This is a genomic window from Terrabacter sp. Root181, assembly GCF_001428505.1.
Classification (GTDB): Bacteria; Actinomycetota; Actinomycetes; order Actinomycetales; family Dermatophilaceae; genus Terrabacter.
The window spans coordinates 109,633-124,894 of the sequence record NZ_LMHU01000006.1 but is presented as its reverse complement, the minus strand read 5'-3'; the positions used below and the strand labels follow the sequence as shown (position 1 = coordinate 124,894).

Genomic DNA, 15,262 nt, shown 5'->3' with positions numbered 1-15,262 from the left:
AAGATCTCGTCGTCCCCGAGCTTTTCCAATCGTGCGTGCATCACGATCTCTGACGGGTCACCATGGGAGGGTGGCCCGGGACCACGAGGGGATGGAAGAAATGCAGCTCATCGCACCGCCGGTCGGCTTCGTCGCTCCGGCCCGCGTGACCGCGGCACCACGTGTGTCGCAGCGTCATCCGGCGCTCTTCCCGGTCGCGGTGCGGGCCAACCGTGCCAAGCGACGCCTGGCGTGGCTCCGGTCGACCACCCCGTGGGCCAGGGCGCGCGAGAGCTCGTCGTTGGCGCACCGCGTCAAGACGCACAACTCCCTCCTCGTGCGGGAGCTGTCCGAGGCCGAGATGCACCTCCAGCGCAACAAGGTCACCAACCTGCGGCTCGCCGCCGCACGCGTCGACCGCATCCTCGTCCGCCCCGGCGAGACCTTCTCGTTCAACAAGCTCGTCGGCAACTGCACGCGGCGCCAGGGCTACGTCGAGGGGATGCGGCTGTCCAACGGCGAAGCCCGTGCGGGCTTCGGTGGCGGCATCTGCCAGCTGGCCAACCTCCTGCACTGGATGGTCCTGCACAGCCCGCTCACCGTCGTCGAACGCTCCGAGCACTCCTTCGACCCGTTTCCCGACAAGGGTCGCGTCCTGCCCTGGGGCGTCGGCACCTCGATCGTCTACAACTACGTGGACTTCACCTTCCGCAACGACACCGACACGACCTTCCAGATCCTCGTGGCGGTCGGGGACCGCTACCTCGAGGGCGAACTGCGCGCCGACGCGCCGATGGCGCACTCCTACAAGGTGTTCGCCCGAGACGAGCAGTTCATCAAGTCGGGCGACGACGTCTTCCGGCGCAACGAGATCTGGCGGACGGTCATCGACAGACGCACCGGCCAGGCCGTGGCCGAGGAGCTGCTCAAACGCAACTGTGCGCTGGTCAGGTACCACCCCGAGGACGTTCCGGTCATCGATGTGAGCCTGGCCCCCGGGTCCGCGGTCCCCGCCGGCGCCCCGTGACATCCTGTGCGGGTGACTGCTGAGATCTCCCCCAAGGACCGCTTCATCACCGTGTACGGGCGCAACCCGGTGCACGAGGTCCTCCTGGACGACGACCTCGTCGTCGACAAGGTCGTCCTCGCGGACAACGCCCACGGGTCAGGCGTCCGCGAGATCCAGCAGGCCGCGCGTCGCCGCGGTATCGAGGTGCAGCGGACGTCGGCCGAGCGCGTCAAGAAGCTCGCCGGCAACGGCCGCCAGGACCAAGGCGTGTTCGCCGATGTCGTCGCACCACGCATGCTCCCGCTCGAGGCGGCGCTCGCCCAGGGCACGTTGCGCACTGTCCTCGTCCTCGACGGCATCACGACACCCGCCAACGTCGGGATGATCCTGCGCACCGCGACGGCTGCCGGCGTCGACGGCATCGTCGTCCCGCGCCGCGGCGTCGCGTCACTCGACCCCCTCGTGGTCAAGGCATCGGCTGGCGTCGCCTTCAAGGCGCCGATCATCAAGGCGTTCACGGCCGACGAGGCGGCAGGTTCGCTGAAGGACCACGGATTCCACATCGTCGGGCTCGATGCCCACGGCGATGACGACCTCTTTGCAGCCCATCTGCCCGAGCCGGTCGCCTTCGTCCTCGGCAGCGAGACAGCGGGGCTGACGCCCGAGGTGGCCGAGCTCGTCGACACGTGGGTGTCGATCCCGATGGCCGCCGGCGTCGAGTCGCTCAACGTCTCGGCCGCCGCCGCGGTCGTCTGCTTCGAGCTCGTCCGCCGCGCGCGCCTCTGACGCGACCGCGTCAGTCGCCCCACTTGTCCGCGAGGGCCCGCACGACGCTGATGTTGCGCGCCGTGCCCACGGCCCCGGTCAGCTTCTCGATGCGGGCGTTGGTCAGCTTCGAGCCCTGCACCCCGTCGGAGAGGAAGAGCACGATGTCGTTGCCGACGACCCGCGCTCCCTCCGTGGCGACGTCCCACTCGTGCAGGGCGGTGACGCCGTCGGGGTCGAGGTCGCCCGTCATGAAGGTGACGTAGCGCTTCGCGTCCGCGGCGATCGGTGAGTCGAGGGCCTCGGCCTCGTCGACGAGCGACCTCAGCTGCGCCGGCGTGCGCACGACGACCGGCACGTCGAAGCCGAACTCGTCGCTGATGGCCCGGCGCAGGTCTGCCTCGACCTTGGCCGCACTGCGCACGCCCGATCGGACCTTGAGGTTGCCGCTCTGGATGTGCGTCTCGACCTCCTCGTACCCCTCGGCCTCGAGCAGCGTGCGCAGGGACGCCATGCGCACCTGCCGCTTGCCCACGTTGACGGCCCGCAGGAACCCGATCCACACCGGCACGTCAGGCCCCGACCGCGCCGAGCGAGCAGGTGCCCCGGCCGACGGTCTCGACGCGGCCGCCCACGTGGACGGCCCCGTCGGCGTCGATGTCGAGCAGCAGGCGGGACGGGCGACCGACGGCCGCGCCCTGGCTGACGACGACCGACACGTCACGGGTCCCCTGCGCGACGAGCCAGCCACCGAGGTTGGCACAGGCCGACCCGGTCGCGGGGTCCTCGAGCACCGCCTGGCCCTGCGTGTAGAAGAGGCGGGCCTCGACGGTCTTGGGCCCGGTCCACGCCCACGCGTACACGTGGGGCGCGCGTGGCGGCGACGTCATGTGCTGGGCCATGAGGTGCGCGTCGGGGTCGCAGGCCCGCACGGCCTCGACGGAGTCGAGGCGCACGAGCAGCTGCTCGACCCCGGCGTCGACCCAGGACGCGTCCGAGCGCACCACGAGCCTGCGGTCGAGGCCGAGCGCCTCGGCCAGCTCGGCGCCGCTCGACGTCACCTCGCGCACGGTCGCGGCCCGGGCCGCGAGGCGCCAGCCACCGTCGACGCGGGCGACGGGGATGCGCCCGGCGGGCATCCTGAGGTGCACGGTGTCGAGGCCCCCGCCCAGCATCGCGACGACCTCCGCGGTGCCCAGGGTCGGGTGGCCGGCGAACGGCATCTCGTGCCCCGGCGTGAAGATCCGCACCGCCGCGTCACCCGGCCTGGCGCCGTCGACCAGGGACGTGACGAAGGTCGACTCGCTGAGGTTGAACTGGCGCGCCCACGCGAGCATCTCGTCGTCGGACAGCCCGGCGGCCTCGGGGAAGACGCACAGCGGGTTGCCCGAGAAGCGCTCCCCCTCGATGGAGAAGACGTTGAGCAGGTGGAAGGGGAGGTCCATGCACCCGAGTCTGCCGGAGCGGCGGCCCGGACGGCAGGGCCGAAGGGCCCGCCACGCCGATACTGTGACGGGCATGGCCTCCCCCGACGGTGTCGTCCCCGGCAACATCTACCTCTTCCGGCACGGCGAGACCGAGTGGTCGCTGAGCGGTCAGCACACGGGCACGACCGACCTGCCGCTGCTCCCCGAGGGCGAGGCGGCCGCGCGCGAGCTGGCCGACGTGCTGCGCAAGCACCCCTTCGAGCGCGTCCTCGTCTCGCCCCTGCAGCGGGCGAAGCGCACCGCCGAGCTCGCGGGCCTCGGGGACTTCGAGGTGGAGCCGCTGCTGCGCGAGTGGGACTACGGCGCCTACGAGGGGATCACGACCACGCAGATCAGCGCCGAGGTCGGCCACCCCTGGGAGGTCTTCGTCGACGGCGTGAAGCCGGGCGTCACCCCCGGCGAGACGGTCGAGCAGGTGTCGGCGCGCGCCCAGCAGGTCATCGACAAGGTCTGGCCCGACCTCGAGCACGGCGACGTCGCGCTGTTCGGTCACGGACACGCCCTCCGGGTCCTCACAGCCACCTACCTCGGGCTCGACCCGCGCTTCGGCCAGCAGCTCATCCTCGACGCCGGGTCGATGAGCGTGCTGACGCACCACCGGTCCACCCGGTGCCTGGGGATGTACAACCTCTCCCCCTGGCGCCTGCTCTCCGACTGAGCCCCGCGACGGGGTCGTATGCCGTGTCCCCGGACACACGGCATACGCCGGTTGTGCTGGGGCACAGGGTGGTCCGCTCGCGCGGTCACTCCTTGGGGAGCTCCCACGTGTGCACGGGCTCGTTGGCCATCATGCCCTCGATGTAGTGACGCAGCATCTCGCGCAGGGCCTTGTCGCGGGTCAGCCCGCGCGCCTCGAGACGGGCCACGCACTCCGTCTGCCACGACGCACCGTTGACGCCCGTGAGGCACCGCTGCTCGATCATCGTCAGGAAGCGGTCGCGCACCGCCGTCGAGACGCCCCAGCGCTCGAGGCCCTCGTGGGCCATCGGGAGCAGGCGGCGCAGGACGAGCTCGGTGGCCGGCACGTCGCCCAGCCCGGGCCAGTAGGTGCGGGCGTCGATGCCGAGGCGTGCGCCCTCCTCGAAGTTCGACTCGGCCGCGGAGAAGCTCATCCGGGTCCAGACCGGGCGGTCCTCCTCGGCGAGCACCCGCATCGTGCCGTAGTAGAAGGCGGCGTTGGCCATGACGTCGGCGATGCTCGGCCCGGCCGGCAGGACGCGGTTCTCGACGCGCAGGTGCGGGCGGCCGCCGACGATGTCGTAGATCGGGCGGTTCCAGCGGTAGACCGTCCCGTTGTGCAGGCGCAGCTCCTTGAGCTCGGGCACCTCGCCCCGCTCGAAGACCTCCTCGGGCTCCTCGTCGTAGAGCTCGGGCAGCAGGGCCGGGAAGTAGCGGACGTTCTCCTCGAAGAGGTCGAAGATCGAGGTGATCCAGCGCTCGCCGAACCACACGCGCGGACGCACGCCCTGGTTCTTCAGCTCGACCGACCGCGTGTCGGTGGCCTGGGTGAAGAGCGGGATGCGGGTCTCGGCCCAGAGCCGCTGGCCGAGGAAGAACGGCGAGTTGGCGCCGAGGGCGAGCTGCGGACCGGCGAGCACCTGGGCGGCGTTCCAGTGGTCGGCGAACCGCTCGGGCTGGACCTGGAGGTGCAGCTGGATCGAGGTGCAGGCGGACTCGGGCGCGAGGCTGTCGGAGTAGCGGGCGATGCGCTCGCCGGTCGGCCCCTCGAGCTCGAGCCAGACGTCCTCGCCCCGGGCGTCGAGCACGGCGTTGTTGAGCGCGGCATAGCGGATGTTCTCGCTGATCCAGTCGCCCTCGAAGTGCTCGGGCATGACCGTCGGCAGGATGCCGATGGCGACGATCCCGGCGTGCGCCTCGGCGGCCTTCTCCGAGGCGCGGTTGAGGGACTCGCGGAGCAGCCTCTCGAGCTCGATGGCCGAGTCGCCGGGCAGTGGTCGAGGGTGGACGTTGAGCTCGATGTTGTAGCGCGCGAGCTCGGTCTGGTAGTCCTCGTCGGCGATCTGCTCGAGCACCGTCTTGTTGTCGAGCTTGGGGCCGAGGTCCTCGTTGACGAGGTTGAGCTCGATCTCGAGACCCGTCATCGGACGGTCGAACTCGAACTCGCTCTTGCCGAGCATGCGTTCGAACACGTCGAGGTCGCGGCGCACCTTCTCCCGGTACTGCTGCCGCTGCTCACGCGTGTACCTGGCCTGCTCGACATCGGCTCCCACGTGCCGAGACAACCACACTCGGGGTCGCGACGCGAGGGGCACGCACGGACTGGTCATCTCCTGAGCGCGTGCGGTCAGGAGATGACCACGGGTCGTGCGGGCCGATCAGCCCTCGAAGGCCTCCGGCGGAGGGCACGAGCAGACGAGGTTGCGGTCGCCGTAGGCGCCGTCGATGCGGCTCACCGGCGGCCAGTACTTGTCGGCGGCGTTGATCCCCACGGGGAAGGCGGCCTCGGTGCGCTCGTAGGGGTGGTCCCACTCCCCCGCGATGTTGAGGGCCGTGTGCGGTGCGTGCCGCAGCATGCTGTCGCCCACCGCGACCTCGCCGGCACGGATCGCCTCGATCTCGCCGCGGATCGCGATCATCGCGTCGCAGAAGCGGTCGAGCTCGTAGAGGTTCTCCGACTCGGTCGGCTCGACCATGAGCGTGCCGGCGACCGGGAAGCTCATCGTCGGGGCGTGGAAGCCGTAGTCGACGAGGCGCTTGGCGATGTCGTCGACGGTGACGCCGGTCTCGGCCGTGATCTGCCGGACGTCGAGGATGCACTCGTGGGCGACGAGGTCGTCGTGTCCGGAGTAGAGCACCGGGTAGTGCTCGCGCAGCCGGGCCGCGATGTAGTTGGCGCCGAGGACGGCCATCTGCGTCGCGTGCCGCAGGCCCTCGCCCCCCATGAGGCGGACGTAGGCCCACGAGATCGGCAGGATGCTCGCCGAGCCGTAGGGGGCGCCCGACACGGGACCGACACCGGTCTCGGGGCCGGCCTCCGCGGCGAGCGGGTGGTTGGGCAGGTGCGGCGCGAGGTGTGCGCGGACCGCGACCGGCCCCACGCCGGGGCCACCGCCGCCGTGCGGGATGCAGAACGTCTTGTGCAGGTTGAGGTGGCTGACGTCGGCGCCGAACGTGCCCGGCTGCGCGAGCCCGACGAGCGCGTTGAGGTTGGCTCCGTCGACGTAGACCTGGCCGCCTGCCTCGTGGACGAGCTCGCACAGCTCGGAGATGGTGTCCTCGTAGACGCCGTGGGTCGACGGGTAGGTGACCATGATCGCGGCGAGGTCGTCGCGGTGCGCCTCGACCTTGGCCCGGAGGTCGTCCATGTCGACGGTGCCGCCGGCGGCCGTCTTGACGACGACGACCTTGAGGCCGGCCATGACGGCCGAGGCGGCGTTGGTGCCGTGGGCACTCGCCGGGATCAGGCAGACCCGCCGATGTCCCTCTCCGCGGGCCTGGTGGTAGGCGTGGATGGCGAGCAGGCCGGCGAACTCACCCTGGGATCCGGCGTTGGGCTGGAGCGACACCGCGTCGTAGCCGGTGATCTCGCAGAGCCAAGCCGAGAGGTCGTCGATGAGGGCGCGGATGCCCACGGTCTGCTCCGCCGGCGCGAACGGGTGGAGGTTGGCGAACTCGGGCCAGGTGACCGCCTCCATCTCCGTGGTGGCGTTGAGCTTCATCGTGCACGACCCGAGCGGGATCATGCCGCGGTCGAGCGCGAAGTCACGGTCGGAGAGGCGGCGCAGGTAGCGCAGCATCGCCGTCTCGGAGTGGTGCGCGTGGAAGACCGGGTGGGTGAGGAACTCGGACGTGCGCGCCAGGGCCTCGGGTATGCCGTTCGCGACGCGGGCGCCGAACGTGGCCTCGGCATCGTCGGCCGGGTCGACCCCGAAGCCGTCGAGAACCGCGAGCACCGTTGCGGGAGTAGAGGTCTCGTCGAGACTGAGCGACACGCGGTCGGCGTCGACGCGCCACACGTTGATGCCTCGGTCGGCGAACGCGGTCGTGACCTCGTCGGCGCGACCCGGCACCACGACCGTGAGCGTGTCGAAGAACGACGTCGTCTCGACGTCGAGGCCACCGTCGACGAGTGCACCGCGCAGCGTGGCCGTCAGACCACCCACGCGCCGCGCGATGGCCACGAGGCCCGCGGGACCGTGCCACACGGCATACATGCTCGCCATGACGGCGAGGAGCACCTGCGCGGTGCAGATGTTGGACGTCGCCTTCTCGCGGCGGATGTGCTGCTCACGCGTCTGGAGGGCGAGACGGTACGCCTGGTGACCCTCGGCGTCGACGGACACCCCGACGAGGCGACCCGGGATCTGGCGCTCCAGGCCGCGGTGCACGGCCATGTAGCCGGCGTGCGGGCCGCCGAAGCCCATCGGGACGCCGAACCGCTGGGCGCTGCCGACGGCGATGTCGGCGCCCCACTCCCCGGGGGCGGCAGCCAGGGTCAGTGCGAGCAGGTCGGCGCACGCCGTGACGAGGCCCTTGGCCTCGTGGACCGCCGCGGTCAGCGGTGTCCAGTCGACGAGCTCGCCGGTGGCGTCGGGGTACTGCACCATCGCGCCGACGACGGCCTGGCCTCCGGCGGCCGCGGCGAGGGAGTCGGTATCGGTCACGCCGCGCAGATCGGCGACGACGAGGGGCAGCCCGAGCGCCTCGGCACGCGTGCGCATGACGGCGATGGTCTGCGGGAAGAGCCGCTCGTCGACGAGCACGACGGCGTCGGAGGCGGCCTTGCTGGCGCGCCGCATGAGCGACACTGCCTCGGCGGCCGCCGTCGACTCGTCGAGGAGCGAGGAGCCCGCCACGTCGAGCCCGGTGAGGTCGGTGACGACCGTCTGGAAGTTGAGCAGGGCCTCGAGCCGGCCCTGGGAGATCTCGGGCTGGTACGGCGTGTAGGCGGTGTACCAGGCGGGGTTCTCGAGGACGTTGCGACGCACGACCGGCGGGGTCACGGTGCCGTAGTAGCCGAGCCCGATGAGCGAGGTGAGCACCGTGTTGCGCGAGGCGAACCCGCGCAGCTCCTCGATGACGGCACTCTCACTGGCGGCCGCCTCGATCCGCAGCGGCGACTCGGACCGGATGGCCCCGGGGATGGCGCGGTCGCACATCGCGTCGAGGCTCGGCTGGCCCACGACCTCCAGCATGTGGCGGACGTCGTCGCCGGCGGGGCCGACGTGACGGCTCACGAAGTCGGCCATCACCGTCTCGGTGGACGTTCCGGTGGTGACGGGCACGAGCTGGTCGATCGACATGCGGGCTCCTGACGGGTTCGAGCGGACGACACACGCTCCCCGTCTGTCGAGCACCGTGACGTGCCTCCAGAGTTGCCTCGCCCGCATGGTCCTGGCGCCTGAGAGGTTCCGGGGATGTTGCCCCTTCGGCGCCTCGCAGGTGCGTCGCACCCCGAGGACTCTCCCACGCAGGGTCGATCGGCACCACAAATCTACCAGCAGGCAGCCGTGCTCACGGCACGCACCAGTCCCGGCCGGAGAGTCCGGTCGGGCCGAGTCGGTGATGCCTCGGGAGGTGCTGCGCCGGTCAGGCCATGCGGCGGGCCTGGCGTCGCGCGCCCAGCTCGTCGTCGGGGTGGTCGGCCGGGGCGTCGTCGTCGGCGCGCTCGCTCGGCAGCAGGGCCAGCTCGCCCTCGACCTCGCGCCACACTCGTCCGACGGCGATGCCGAAGACACCCTGACCGCCCTGGACCAGGTCGATGACCTCGTCGGCCGACGTGCACTCGTAGACCGAGGCGCCGTCGCTCATGAGCGTGATCTGTGCGAGGTCCTCGACGCCGCGCTCACGCAGGTGGCTGATGGCGACGCGGATCTGCTGCAGGGAGACACCCGTGTCGAGCAGTCGCTTGACGACCTTGAGCACGAGGATGTCGCGGAAGCCGTAGAGCCGCTGGGTGCCCGAGCCGGTGGCGCTGCGGACGGACGGCTCGACGAGCCCGGTGCGCGCCCAGTAGTCGAGCTGACGGTAGGTGATGCCGGCCGCCTTGCAGGCGGTCGGACCGCGGTAGCCGCTGTCCTCGGACAGCGCGGGCAGGTCGTCGGTGAACAGCAGCCCCTGGGACCCGACCGGCATGACCCGACCAGCGTCGTGCGCGTCCTCGATGGCGGCCATGCCGTCCTCCTCCTGCTCAGGCTGCGAGCCGCGAAGGTGCGTGCGCGCAGACGACATCCGGATAACTACAGTCACGTCGTTCTCCTGACGGTAGGCCGCGCCCACCCTCGGGTCAATCACCGGGGGCATCACAGGGCGGCGTGTCGGGACGGCGGCCGCAACCTTCACGTACGACCTGAAGGTGAAGGTCTCGGTCGCTGCTGCCGTCGGCGGGCCTGCAGGGACGCCGTGAGCGTGGTGGTGTCAGTCCGGACGGTCGGGCACGTCGGGGCGGTCACCGGGCTCGGCCTCGGGCGCCGGGCCCTCGAAGTCCTCGGCGGAGACGTGGTCGAGGAACTCCTTGAAGCGCTCGACCTCGTCGTCCTCCTCCGAGGACACGACGATCGCCGCCTCGTCGAGGATGCCCGGCTCGACGAGCACCTTGGCACCCGTGCGCAGGGCGAGCGCGATGGCGTCGCTCGCCCGCGAGCTCACCTCCGCCTTGCCGTCGATGATGAGGGCCGCGTGGAACACGGAGTCCTTGAGCGCCACGATGCGCACCTCGGTCAGCTCGTGGCCGAGCACCGACAGGACGTCGCGCATGAGGTCGTGGGTCAGCGGTCGCGGCGGCACGACACCCTGCTGGGCGTAGGTGATCGCGGCGGCCTCGGCCGCGCCGATCCAGATCGGCAGGTAACGCCCGCCGTCCCGCTCACGCAGCAGGACGATCGGCTGGTTCGTGGGCATCTCGACGCGGACGCCCAGGACATCGACCTCTCTCACTTCTCCACCGTACCCCGGCGCGTCGACGGTGGGGTACGGGCTCAGCGGGCCAGGCCCGAGCGGACCAGCGCGACGTGCAGCGCGATGCAGGCAGAGGCGATCTCGGCCGTCCGCTCCTCGCGTGTGCCACTCCCCCGACGGGTCGCCAGGACCTGGTCGACCAGGCCGATCTCACGGTCGGCGGCGGTGCGAAAGGGCCGGAGGTGGCGTGCCTCGAGCCCGTGGCCGGCGAGGGTCCGGGCGGCCGCCGCGATCGCCAGCGCGTCGTGGCCGAAGTGGCCCTTCTCGTCGGGCTGGAGCAGGCCGTACGTCTCGAGCGCGATCATGGTGTCGCGGTCGATCCCCGTGGCCTCCCGCAGCTCCGGCCCGGTGAGCGAGACGTCGCTGCGTGCCGCGAGGTCCTGCGGGCCCGGGACCTCGGGGTCCGCCGACGGTGCTGGCGGCCGGGGCCGGCCTCCCGACTCCTCGCCTGGGTCGGACAGACCGCGGTCGAGGGCGTCGAGGGCGTCCCGGATGACCTTGAGCGGCCAGTAGCGGTCCCGTTGCGCCGACAGCACGTAGCGCAGACGGCGGACGTCGTCCTCGGTGTACGTGCGGTAGCCCGACGGTGTGCGGTGCGGAAGCACCAGTCCCTCGGCCTCGAGGAAGCGGATCTTCGACGCGGTGACATCGGGAAAGTCGTCGGAGAGCGCTGCGAGGACCTTGCCGATCGTCAGGCGCCGAGGGGCAGCCTCTCCCGCGTCGCCCGCCACCGTGCCTGCGGTCATGCCGGTGCGGGCTGGGGTGCTCCGGACGAGTAGTAGACGAGGCGGAACTTGCCGATCTGGACCTCGTCGCCCTGGTGCAGGGGGGCCTCGTCGATCCGCTCCCGGTTGACGTAGGTGCCGTTGAGTGAACCGGCATCGCGCACGACGTAGCCGCCACCCTGCGCGACGAAGGCCGCGTGCTTGCGCGAGACGGTGACGTCGTCGAGGAAGATGTCCGAGTCGGGGTGGCGACCAGCGGCCACCTCCTGGTCGTCCAGCAGGAAGCGGGCCCCCGTGTTGGGGCCGCGGAGCACGACGAGCAGGGCGGTCCCGGGCCGCAGGGCCTCGATGGTCGCCTGGTCCTCGGCCGTGAGGCCCCGCCCGTCGACGGTGTCGACGTGGTCGCTGTCCAGCGACGGCACGCCTTGGAACCGCATGGTGCGGGGTTCGACGTTCATGTCGTCGGGGTCGGGCAGGTCGCTCGACATGCGGTCCTCCTCTGTGGTGCGGGCGGATTCGGGTCCATCCACTCTAGTTGACCCGGGCAGGTCGGAGCCTGCCCGGCATCGTGGCGGAACGGGGACCCGTCGGGGTCAGGTCAGCGAGGCGGTGTAGGTCGACGCGTCCATCAGGCCCTCGACGGCGGAGGCGTCGGCCGGGCGCAGCTCGAACATCCAGCCCTCCCCGTAGGGGTCGGAGTTGATCAGCTCGGGCGAGGCGTCGAGGGCGGCGTTGGTCGCCGTGACCTCACCCTCGAGGGGCGCGTACACATCGCTCACCGACTTCGTCGACTCGACCTCTCCGCACGAGTCACCGGGCGTGACCGTGTCGCCGACGGCGGGCAGGGACACGTAGACGACGTCGCCCAGCGCGTCCTGGGCGAAGGACGTGATGCCGATGCGAACCACTCCGTCGTCGCCGACACGAACCCACTCGTGGTCGCTGGTGTAGCGCAGGTCGGAGGGGTAGTCCAGGTCGCTCATGTCGCTCCTTCGTCTGTGGTCGGCCCCGATCGGGGCCGTGGTGGATGCGCGTGCTGCTGGGCGCTGGTGTCGCCGGCGATGCGGTGGCACCTGAGAGGATGCCATGCCCGCGCGACGTGCGCAGGGAGTGGGCGGCACGCAGTGCTGTTCCGGGTCAGTGCGCCGCTGCTCCGGCACCCTCGTGAGGTCATTCGACGGGCTTCGCGTGGGTCATCTCGGTGGGCCGGTGCATCGAGGTGATCTCGACGAGGCTCGACTCCGTGACGGTGGCCTCGGCCCCCTTCTGCCGCACCGACTCGACGATCCCACCGGGGATCGTCATGGCCGACGACAGCGTCTTCGAGTCACCGATCACCTTGATCACGAGGGGACGCGGCACCTGCACGCCGTCGACGAGGATCTCTCCGTCGCGGTCACCCACGAACGACGAGGCCACGACCCGGACGCCGCCCACGTCGATGGACTCGGCCCCGGCGTCGCGCAGCTCCTGGATGATGTCGAGGACGATCGGTCCGGTGACGGCGTTGGTCGGGTCGCTGATCCGCAAGGTGATGCCCGGCCCCTTGGCTGCGAGGGTCCCGGCCAGGATGCCGAGGGTGTCGACGCGCTTCTGCGCCTGCTCGAGGGCCTCGGCTGCCGTGCCGGTGCCGTTCTTGAGGCGGTCGCGGGTGGCCTCGAGCTCACGGACCTGCTGGTCGAGGCGGGACGAGCGCAGCGAGATGTCGTCGAGCACGCGGACGAGGTCGGTCTGGCTCAGCTCGTCGAGGCCACGCTGGTTGGTCAGCTGCACCTGGGCGGCGATGCCGGCGCCCAGGAGCACGGCGAGCAGGGCCCCGAGGACGTTGGCCCGCGTGGCGCGGGGACGGCTCATCCTGACCAGGCGCGTCCAGGCCGCGCGGCCCTCGACCGGCACCCGGCTCGTCCCCGTCTCGGGAGCTGCGGGTCCGGCGCTCTCGGCCGGGTCGTCGTCAGCAGCGGCCGCGAGCGACGACGCAGGAGCCACCTCCGCCTGCCCGGCGGCAGGCTCTGGGGTGGGCTCGGCGGCAGGCTCTGCGGTGGGCTCTGCGGTGGGCTCTGCGGTGGGCTCTGCGGTGGGCTCGGCGGCAGGCTCTGCGGTGGGCTCGGCGGCAGGCTCTGCGGTGGGCTCGGGCGTGGGCTCGGGCGTGGGCTCGGGCGTGGGCTCGGGCGCTGGGGTCGGCTCCGCCGTCGGCTCGACCGTCGGCTCGACCGAGGCGGCGGGCGTGCTCTCCGGCGCCGTGTCGGGAGCCGCGTCGGCCGGCGACTCTGCCGTGGCGTCGACGACCGGCTCCTGGCCGTGGGCGGGAGTGGGTGCGGGGCGACCCTTCTTGCGCTTGCCCATGCTCAGGCCTTGAACAGGTGCCGGCGGATCGAGGCGACGTTGGAGAAGATCCGCACGCCGAGGACGACGACCACACCGGTCGAGAGCTGCGAACCGACACCGAGCTGGTCGCCGAGGAAGACGATGAAGGCGGCCACGACGACGTTGGACAGGAACGAGACGACGAAGACCTTGTCGTTGAAGATGCCGTCGAGGATCGCGCGGAGGGCACCGAAGACGGCGTCGAGAGCCGCGATGACCGCGATCGGCAGGTACGGCTGGAGCCACACCGGCACGGATGGATCGAGGAAGAGCCCCACCGCGAGTCCGGCCACGAGGCCGAGAACTGGGATCACGAAGGGTTCTCCTCACTGGTCGGTGACGCCGGGCTTCCGGTGCCGGAGTCGGTGGCGCCACTCGAGGTGTCCGAGGGCGAGCGCGTGGTCGACGTGCTCGTGCCGGTCGGCGCGGCGCCAGCGCTCCGCTTCGGGGCGGACGTGCCCTGTTGGAGCGTCGCGCCCGGCCCGGTCGAGCCTACGGGCGGACCGACGGGTTCCGCGACCTCCAGCCGTGCGGCCGAGTCCCCCGGCACCGTGAGCGAGTCACTCCCGGCCAGGATCGAGCGGATCTTGTACTCGTCGGTCAGCTGCGAGAGGTAGAGCCCGGCGAACGACGGATCGAAGAGCTGCTGCATACCCTGGGTGTCGCCGAGCGCCGTGATGACGTAGGGCCGTGACAGGGGGCGGAAGTCGACGATGATCGCCTGCCCCGCGAACCGGATGGCAGCGGTCGAGCTGAGCCGGTGGCCGTTGATCGAGATGGCCTCGGCCCCGGCGCCCCAGAGACCGTTGACGATGATCTGGAGGTCGCCGGAGGTGACCCGCCCCTCCTGGAAACCGCTGCTGGGCCGGCTGCCCGCGTCGGCGCCGGTGTCGGTCGAGGCGGCGTCGTCGAGCGTCAGCGTCAGTCCCGGGCCGGTGAGGGGCACGGCGCCGGCCTGGACCTCGAGGTCCTTGATGGTGCTCGTGAGGTCGGTGCCACCCGACTGCTGCAGCGCCAGGGCCTCGTAGTCGCGCACCTGCTTGCCGAGCGCGGCCACCTTGGCCTCCTGGTCGGTGCCGTGCTTCTGGAGGGCCTCGATGCGGGTGACGAGCTCCTTCTTCACGGCGGCGGCCGCCGTGGGCTTGGGTCGCAGCGACTGCGCCGCCACCGCGAAGAGGAACCCGGTGAGGATCGCCAGCACGACGACGAGGACCGTGCGCGTGGACGTGGCGCCGGGGAGTCCGGCAGCGATCCGCCGGTCGGCCGCCTCCTGGTAGCCGGCATCGAGCGGCCGCTCCATCATCGTGGTGAGCAGGGTCATCGACTCGTCGGGTCGGCGCTCGGTGCTCACGGGGTCACCACCCGGGGACGCTGCGCCAGCACGAGACGGGCGTGGACGGCATACAGCACGGCGGCGAGCCAGTAGAGGACGACGCCCCACCACGCGAAGCCCCAGCCGATGGGGCGGGCGAGGTCGCCGAGCCAGTCGTCGCGCTGCGCGAGCAGCAGGAGCGGGAAGGCGTAGAGGAGGTTGAACGTCGCGGCCTTGCCGACGAAGTGCACCGGCAGGCCCACCTGCCCCTTGGTGCGCAGGTAGAGCAGCATCAGTGCCATGACGACCTCGCGTGCGAGGAGCACGGCGACGAGCCAGACCGGGATGATGTCGCGCCACATGAGCCCGACGAGGGTCGTGAGGATGTAGAGCCGGTCGGCGATGGGGTCGAGGAACTGACCCAGGCGGCTCTCCATGTTGAACCGCCGGGCGATCTTGCCGTCGAGGTAGTCGGTGACCCCGGAGAACAGCAGGAGCAGGAAGGCCAGCCCGTCGCGCTCCGAGACGATGGCCCAGAGGAAGACGGGCACGCCGAGCAGGCGCAGCACCGACAGGACGTTGGGGATCGTCAGCAGGCGCTCCGTCACGACGTGCTCGCGCTCCCCCGCTCTCTCGACCTCCACGGCGGCAAGCCTAACGGGCACCCGGAGCAGCCGAGATCCGTCCCCGGCATCGATCCGGA

Annotated in this window: 16 protein-coding genes and 1 riboswitch; of the genes, 3 read left to right on the top strand and 13 right to left on the bottom strand. The window is 71.3% G+C overall.

The window, feature by feature from the left end:
- Positions 1 to 100 precede the first annotated feature (100 nt).
- A complete protein-coding gene (locus tag ASD90_RS12400) occupies positions 101 to 1,006 on the top strand; it encodes a VanW family protein (RefSeq protein ID WP_082588691.1) in 906 nt (301 codons plus the stop codon).
- A 12-nt stretch (positions 1,007 to 1,018) separates the two neighbouring features.
- Complete coding sequence (locus ASD90_RS12395) at positions 1,019 to 1,774, top strand: RNA methyltransferase (protein WP_056757632.1); 756 nt, start codon at positions 1,019 to 1,021, stop codon at positions 1,772 to 1,774.
- A 10-nt stretch (positions 1,775 to 1,784) separates the two neighbouring features.
- Here the strand turns inward: ASD90_RS12395 and ASD90_RS12390 are convergent, their stop codons facing one another.
- Both ASD90_RS12390 and ASD90_RS12385 read right to left on the bottom strand, forming a co-directional pair.
- The gene (locus tag ASD90_RS12390) at positions 1,785 to 2,324 is read right to left on the bottom strand and encodes a DUF1697 domain-containing protein (protein WP_082588690.1); all 540 of its coding nucleotides are present in this window, start codon (positions 2,322 to 2,324) and stop codon (positions 1,785 to 1,787) included.
- A 1-nt stretch (position 2,325) separates the two neighbouring features.
- On the bottom strand, positions 2,326 to 3,198 hold the full coding sequence (locus ASD90_RS12385; protein WP_056756722.1) for a PhzF family phenazine biosynthesis protein: 873 nt from the start codon (positions 3,196 to 3,198) through the stop codon (positions 2,326 to 2,328).
- Between the two features lie 73 nt (positions 3,199 to 3,271).
- Between ASD90_RS12385 and ASD90_RS12380 the strand changes: the two genes are divergently transcribed.
- On the top strand, positions 3,272 to 3,898 hold the full coding sequence (locus tag ASD90_RS12380) for a histidine phosphatase family protein (RefSeq protein ID WP_056757630.1): 627 nt from the start codon (positions 3,272 to 3,274) through the stop codon (positions 3,896 to 3,898).
- Between the two features lie 85 nt (positions 3,899 to 3,983).
- On the opposite strand, the gene ASD90_RS12375 is transcribed toward ASD90_RS12380, so the two are convergent.
- The 11 genes from ASD90_RS12375 to ASD90_RS12325 form a co-directional block, all read right to left on the bottom strand.
- Positions 3,984 to 5,471 carry a hypothetical protein gene (locus ASD90_RS12375; RefSeq protein WP_056756720.1) on the bottom strand — a complete coding sequence of 496 codons (1,488 nt, stop codon included), beginning with the start codon at positions 5,469 to 5,471 and terminating at the stop codon, positions 3,984 to 3,986.
- 105 nt (positions 5,472 to 5,576) lie between these two features.
- The gene (gene gcvP, locus ASD90_RS12370; RefSeq protein ID WP_082588689.1) at positions 5,577 to 8,504 is read right to left on the bottom strand and encodes an aminomethyl-transferring glycine dehydrogenase; all 2,928 of its coding nucleotides are present in this window, start codon (positions 8,502 to 8,504) and stop codon (positions 5,577 to 5,579) included.
- A gap of 76 nt (positions 8,505 to 8,580) precedes the next feature.
- Positions 8,581 to 8,680: riboswitch (glycine riboswitch) on the bottom strand.
- A 110-nt stretch (positions 8,681 to 8,790) separates the two neighbouring features.
- Positions 8,791 to 9,375 (bottom strand): MerR family transcriptional regulator, encoded by a 585-nt coding sequence (locus tag ASD90_RS12365; protein WP_056757624.1) that lies wholly within the window; start codon positions 9,373 to 9,375, stop codon positions 8,791 to 8,793.
- Between the two features lie 243 nt (positions 9,376 to 9,618).
- Positions 9,619 to 10,137, bottom strand: a complete 519-nt coding sequence (locus tag ASD90_RS12360) for a bifunctional nuclease family protein (protein WP_056756718.1) — start codon at positions 10,135 to 10,137, stop codon at positions 9,619 to 9,621.
- Positions 10,138 to 10,178: 41 nt separating this feature from the next.
- Entirely contained in the window at positions 10,179 to 10,904 is a 726-nt protein-coding gene (locus tag ASD90_RS12355; RefSeq protein WP_056756716.1) for a MerR family transcriptional regulator, read from the bottom strand.
- The gene (locus ASD90_RS12350; protein WP_056756712.1) at positions 10,901 to 11,371 is read right to left on the bottom strand and encodes an FHA domain-containing protein; all 471 of its coding nucleotides are present in this window, start codon (positions 11,369 to 11,371) and stop codon (positions 10,901 to 10,903) included. The genes ASD90_RS12355 and ASD90_RS12350 overlap by 4 nt, the downstream gene beginning before the upstream one ends.
- A 105-nt stretch (positions 11,372 to 11,476) precedes the next feature.
- Complete coding sequence (gene gcvH, locus ASD90_RS12345; protein ID WP_056756710.1) at positions 11,477 to 11,866, bottom strand: glycine cleavage system protein GcvH; 390 nt, start codon at positions 11,864 to 11,866, stop codon at positions 11,477 to 11,479.
- Between the two features lie 187 nt (positions 11,867 to 12,053).
- Positions 12,054 to 13,226, bottom strand: a complete 1,173-nt coding sequence (locus tag ASD90_RS12340; protein WP_056756708.1) for a DUF881 domain-containing protein — start codon at positions 13,224 to 13,226, stop codon at positions 12,054 to 12,056.
- Between the two features lie 2 nt (positions 13,227 to 13,228).
- Positions 13,229 to 13,561 (bottom strand): small basic family protein, encoded by a 333-nt coding sequence (locus ASD90_RS12335; RefSeq protein ID WP_056756704.1) that lies wholly within the window; start codon positions 13,559 to 13,561, stop codon positions 13,229 to 13,231.
- On the bottom strand, positions 13,558 to 14,598 hold the full coding sequence (locus ASD90_RS12330) for a DUF881 domain-containing protein (RefSeq protein WP_056756702.1): 1,041 nt from the start codon (positions 14,596 to 14,598) through the stop codon (positions 13,558 to 13,560). Before ASD90_RS12330 ends, ASD90_RS12335 begins: the two co-directional genes overlap by 4 nt.
- A complete protein-coding gene (locus ASD90_RS12325; protein ID WP_056756700.1) occupies positions 14,595 to 15,203 on the bottom strand; it encodes a CDP-alcohol phosphatidyltransferase family protein in 609 nt (202 codons plus the stop codon). The genes ASD90_RS12330 and ASD90_RS12325 overlap by 4 nt, the downstream gene beginning before the upstream one ends.
- Positions 15,204 to 15,262: the final 59 nt, after the last annotated feature.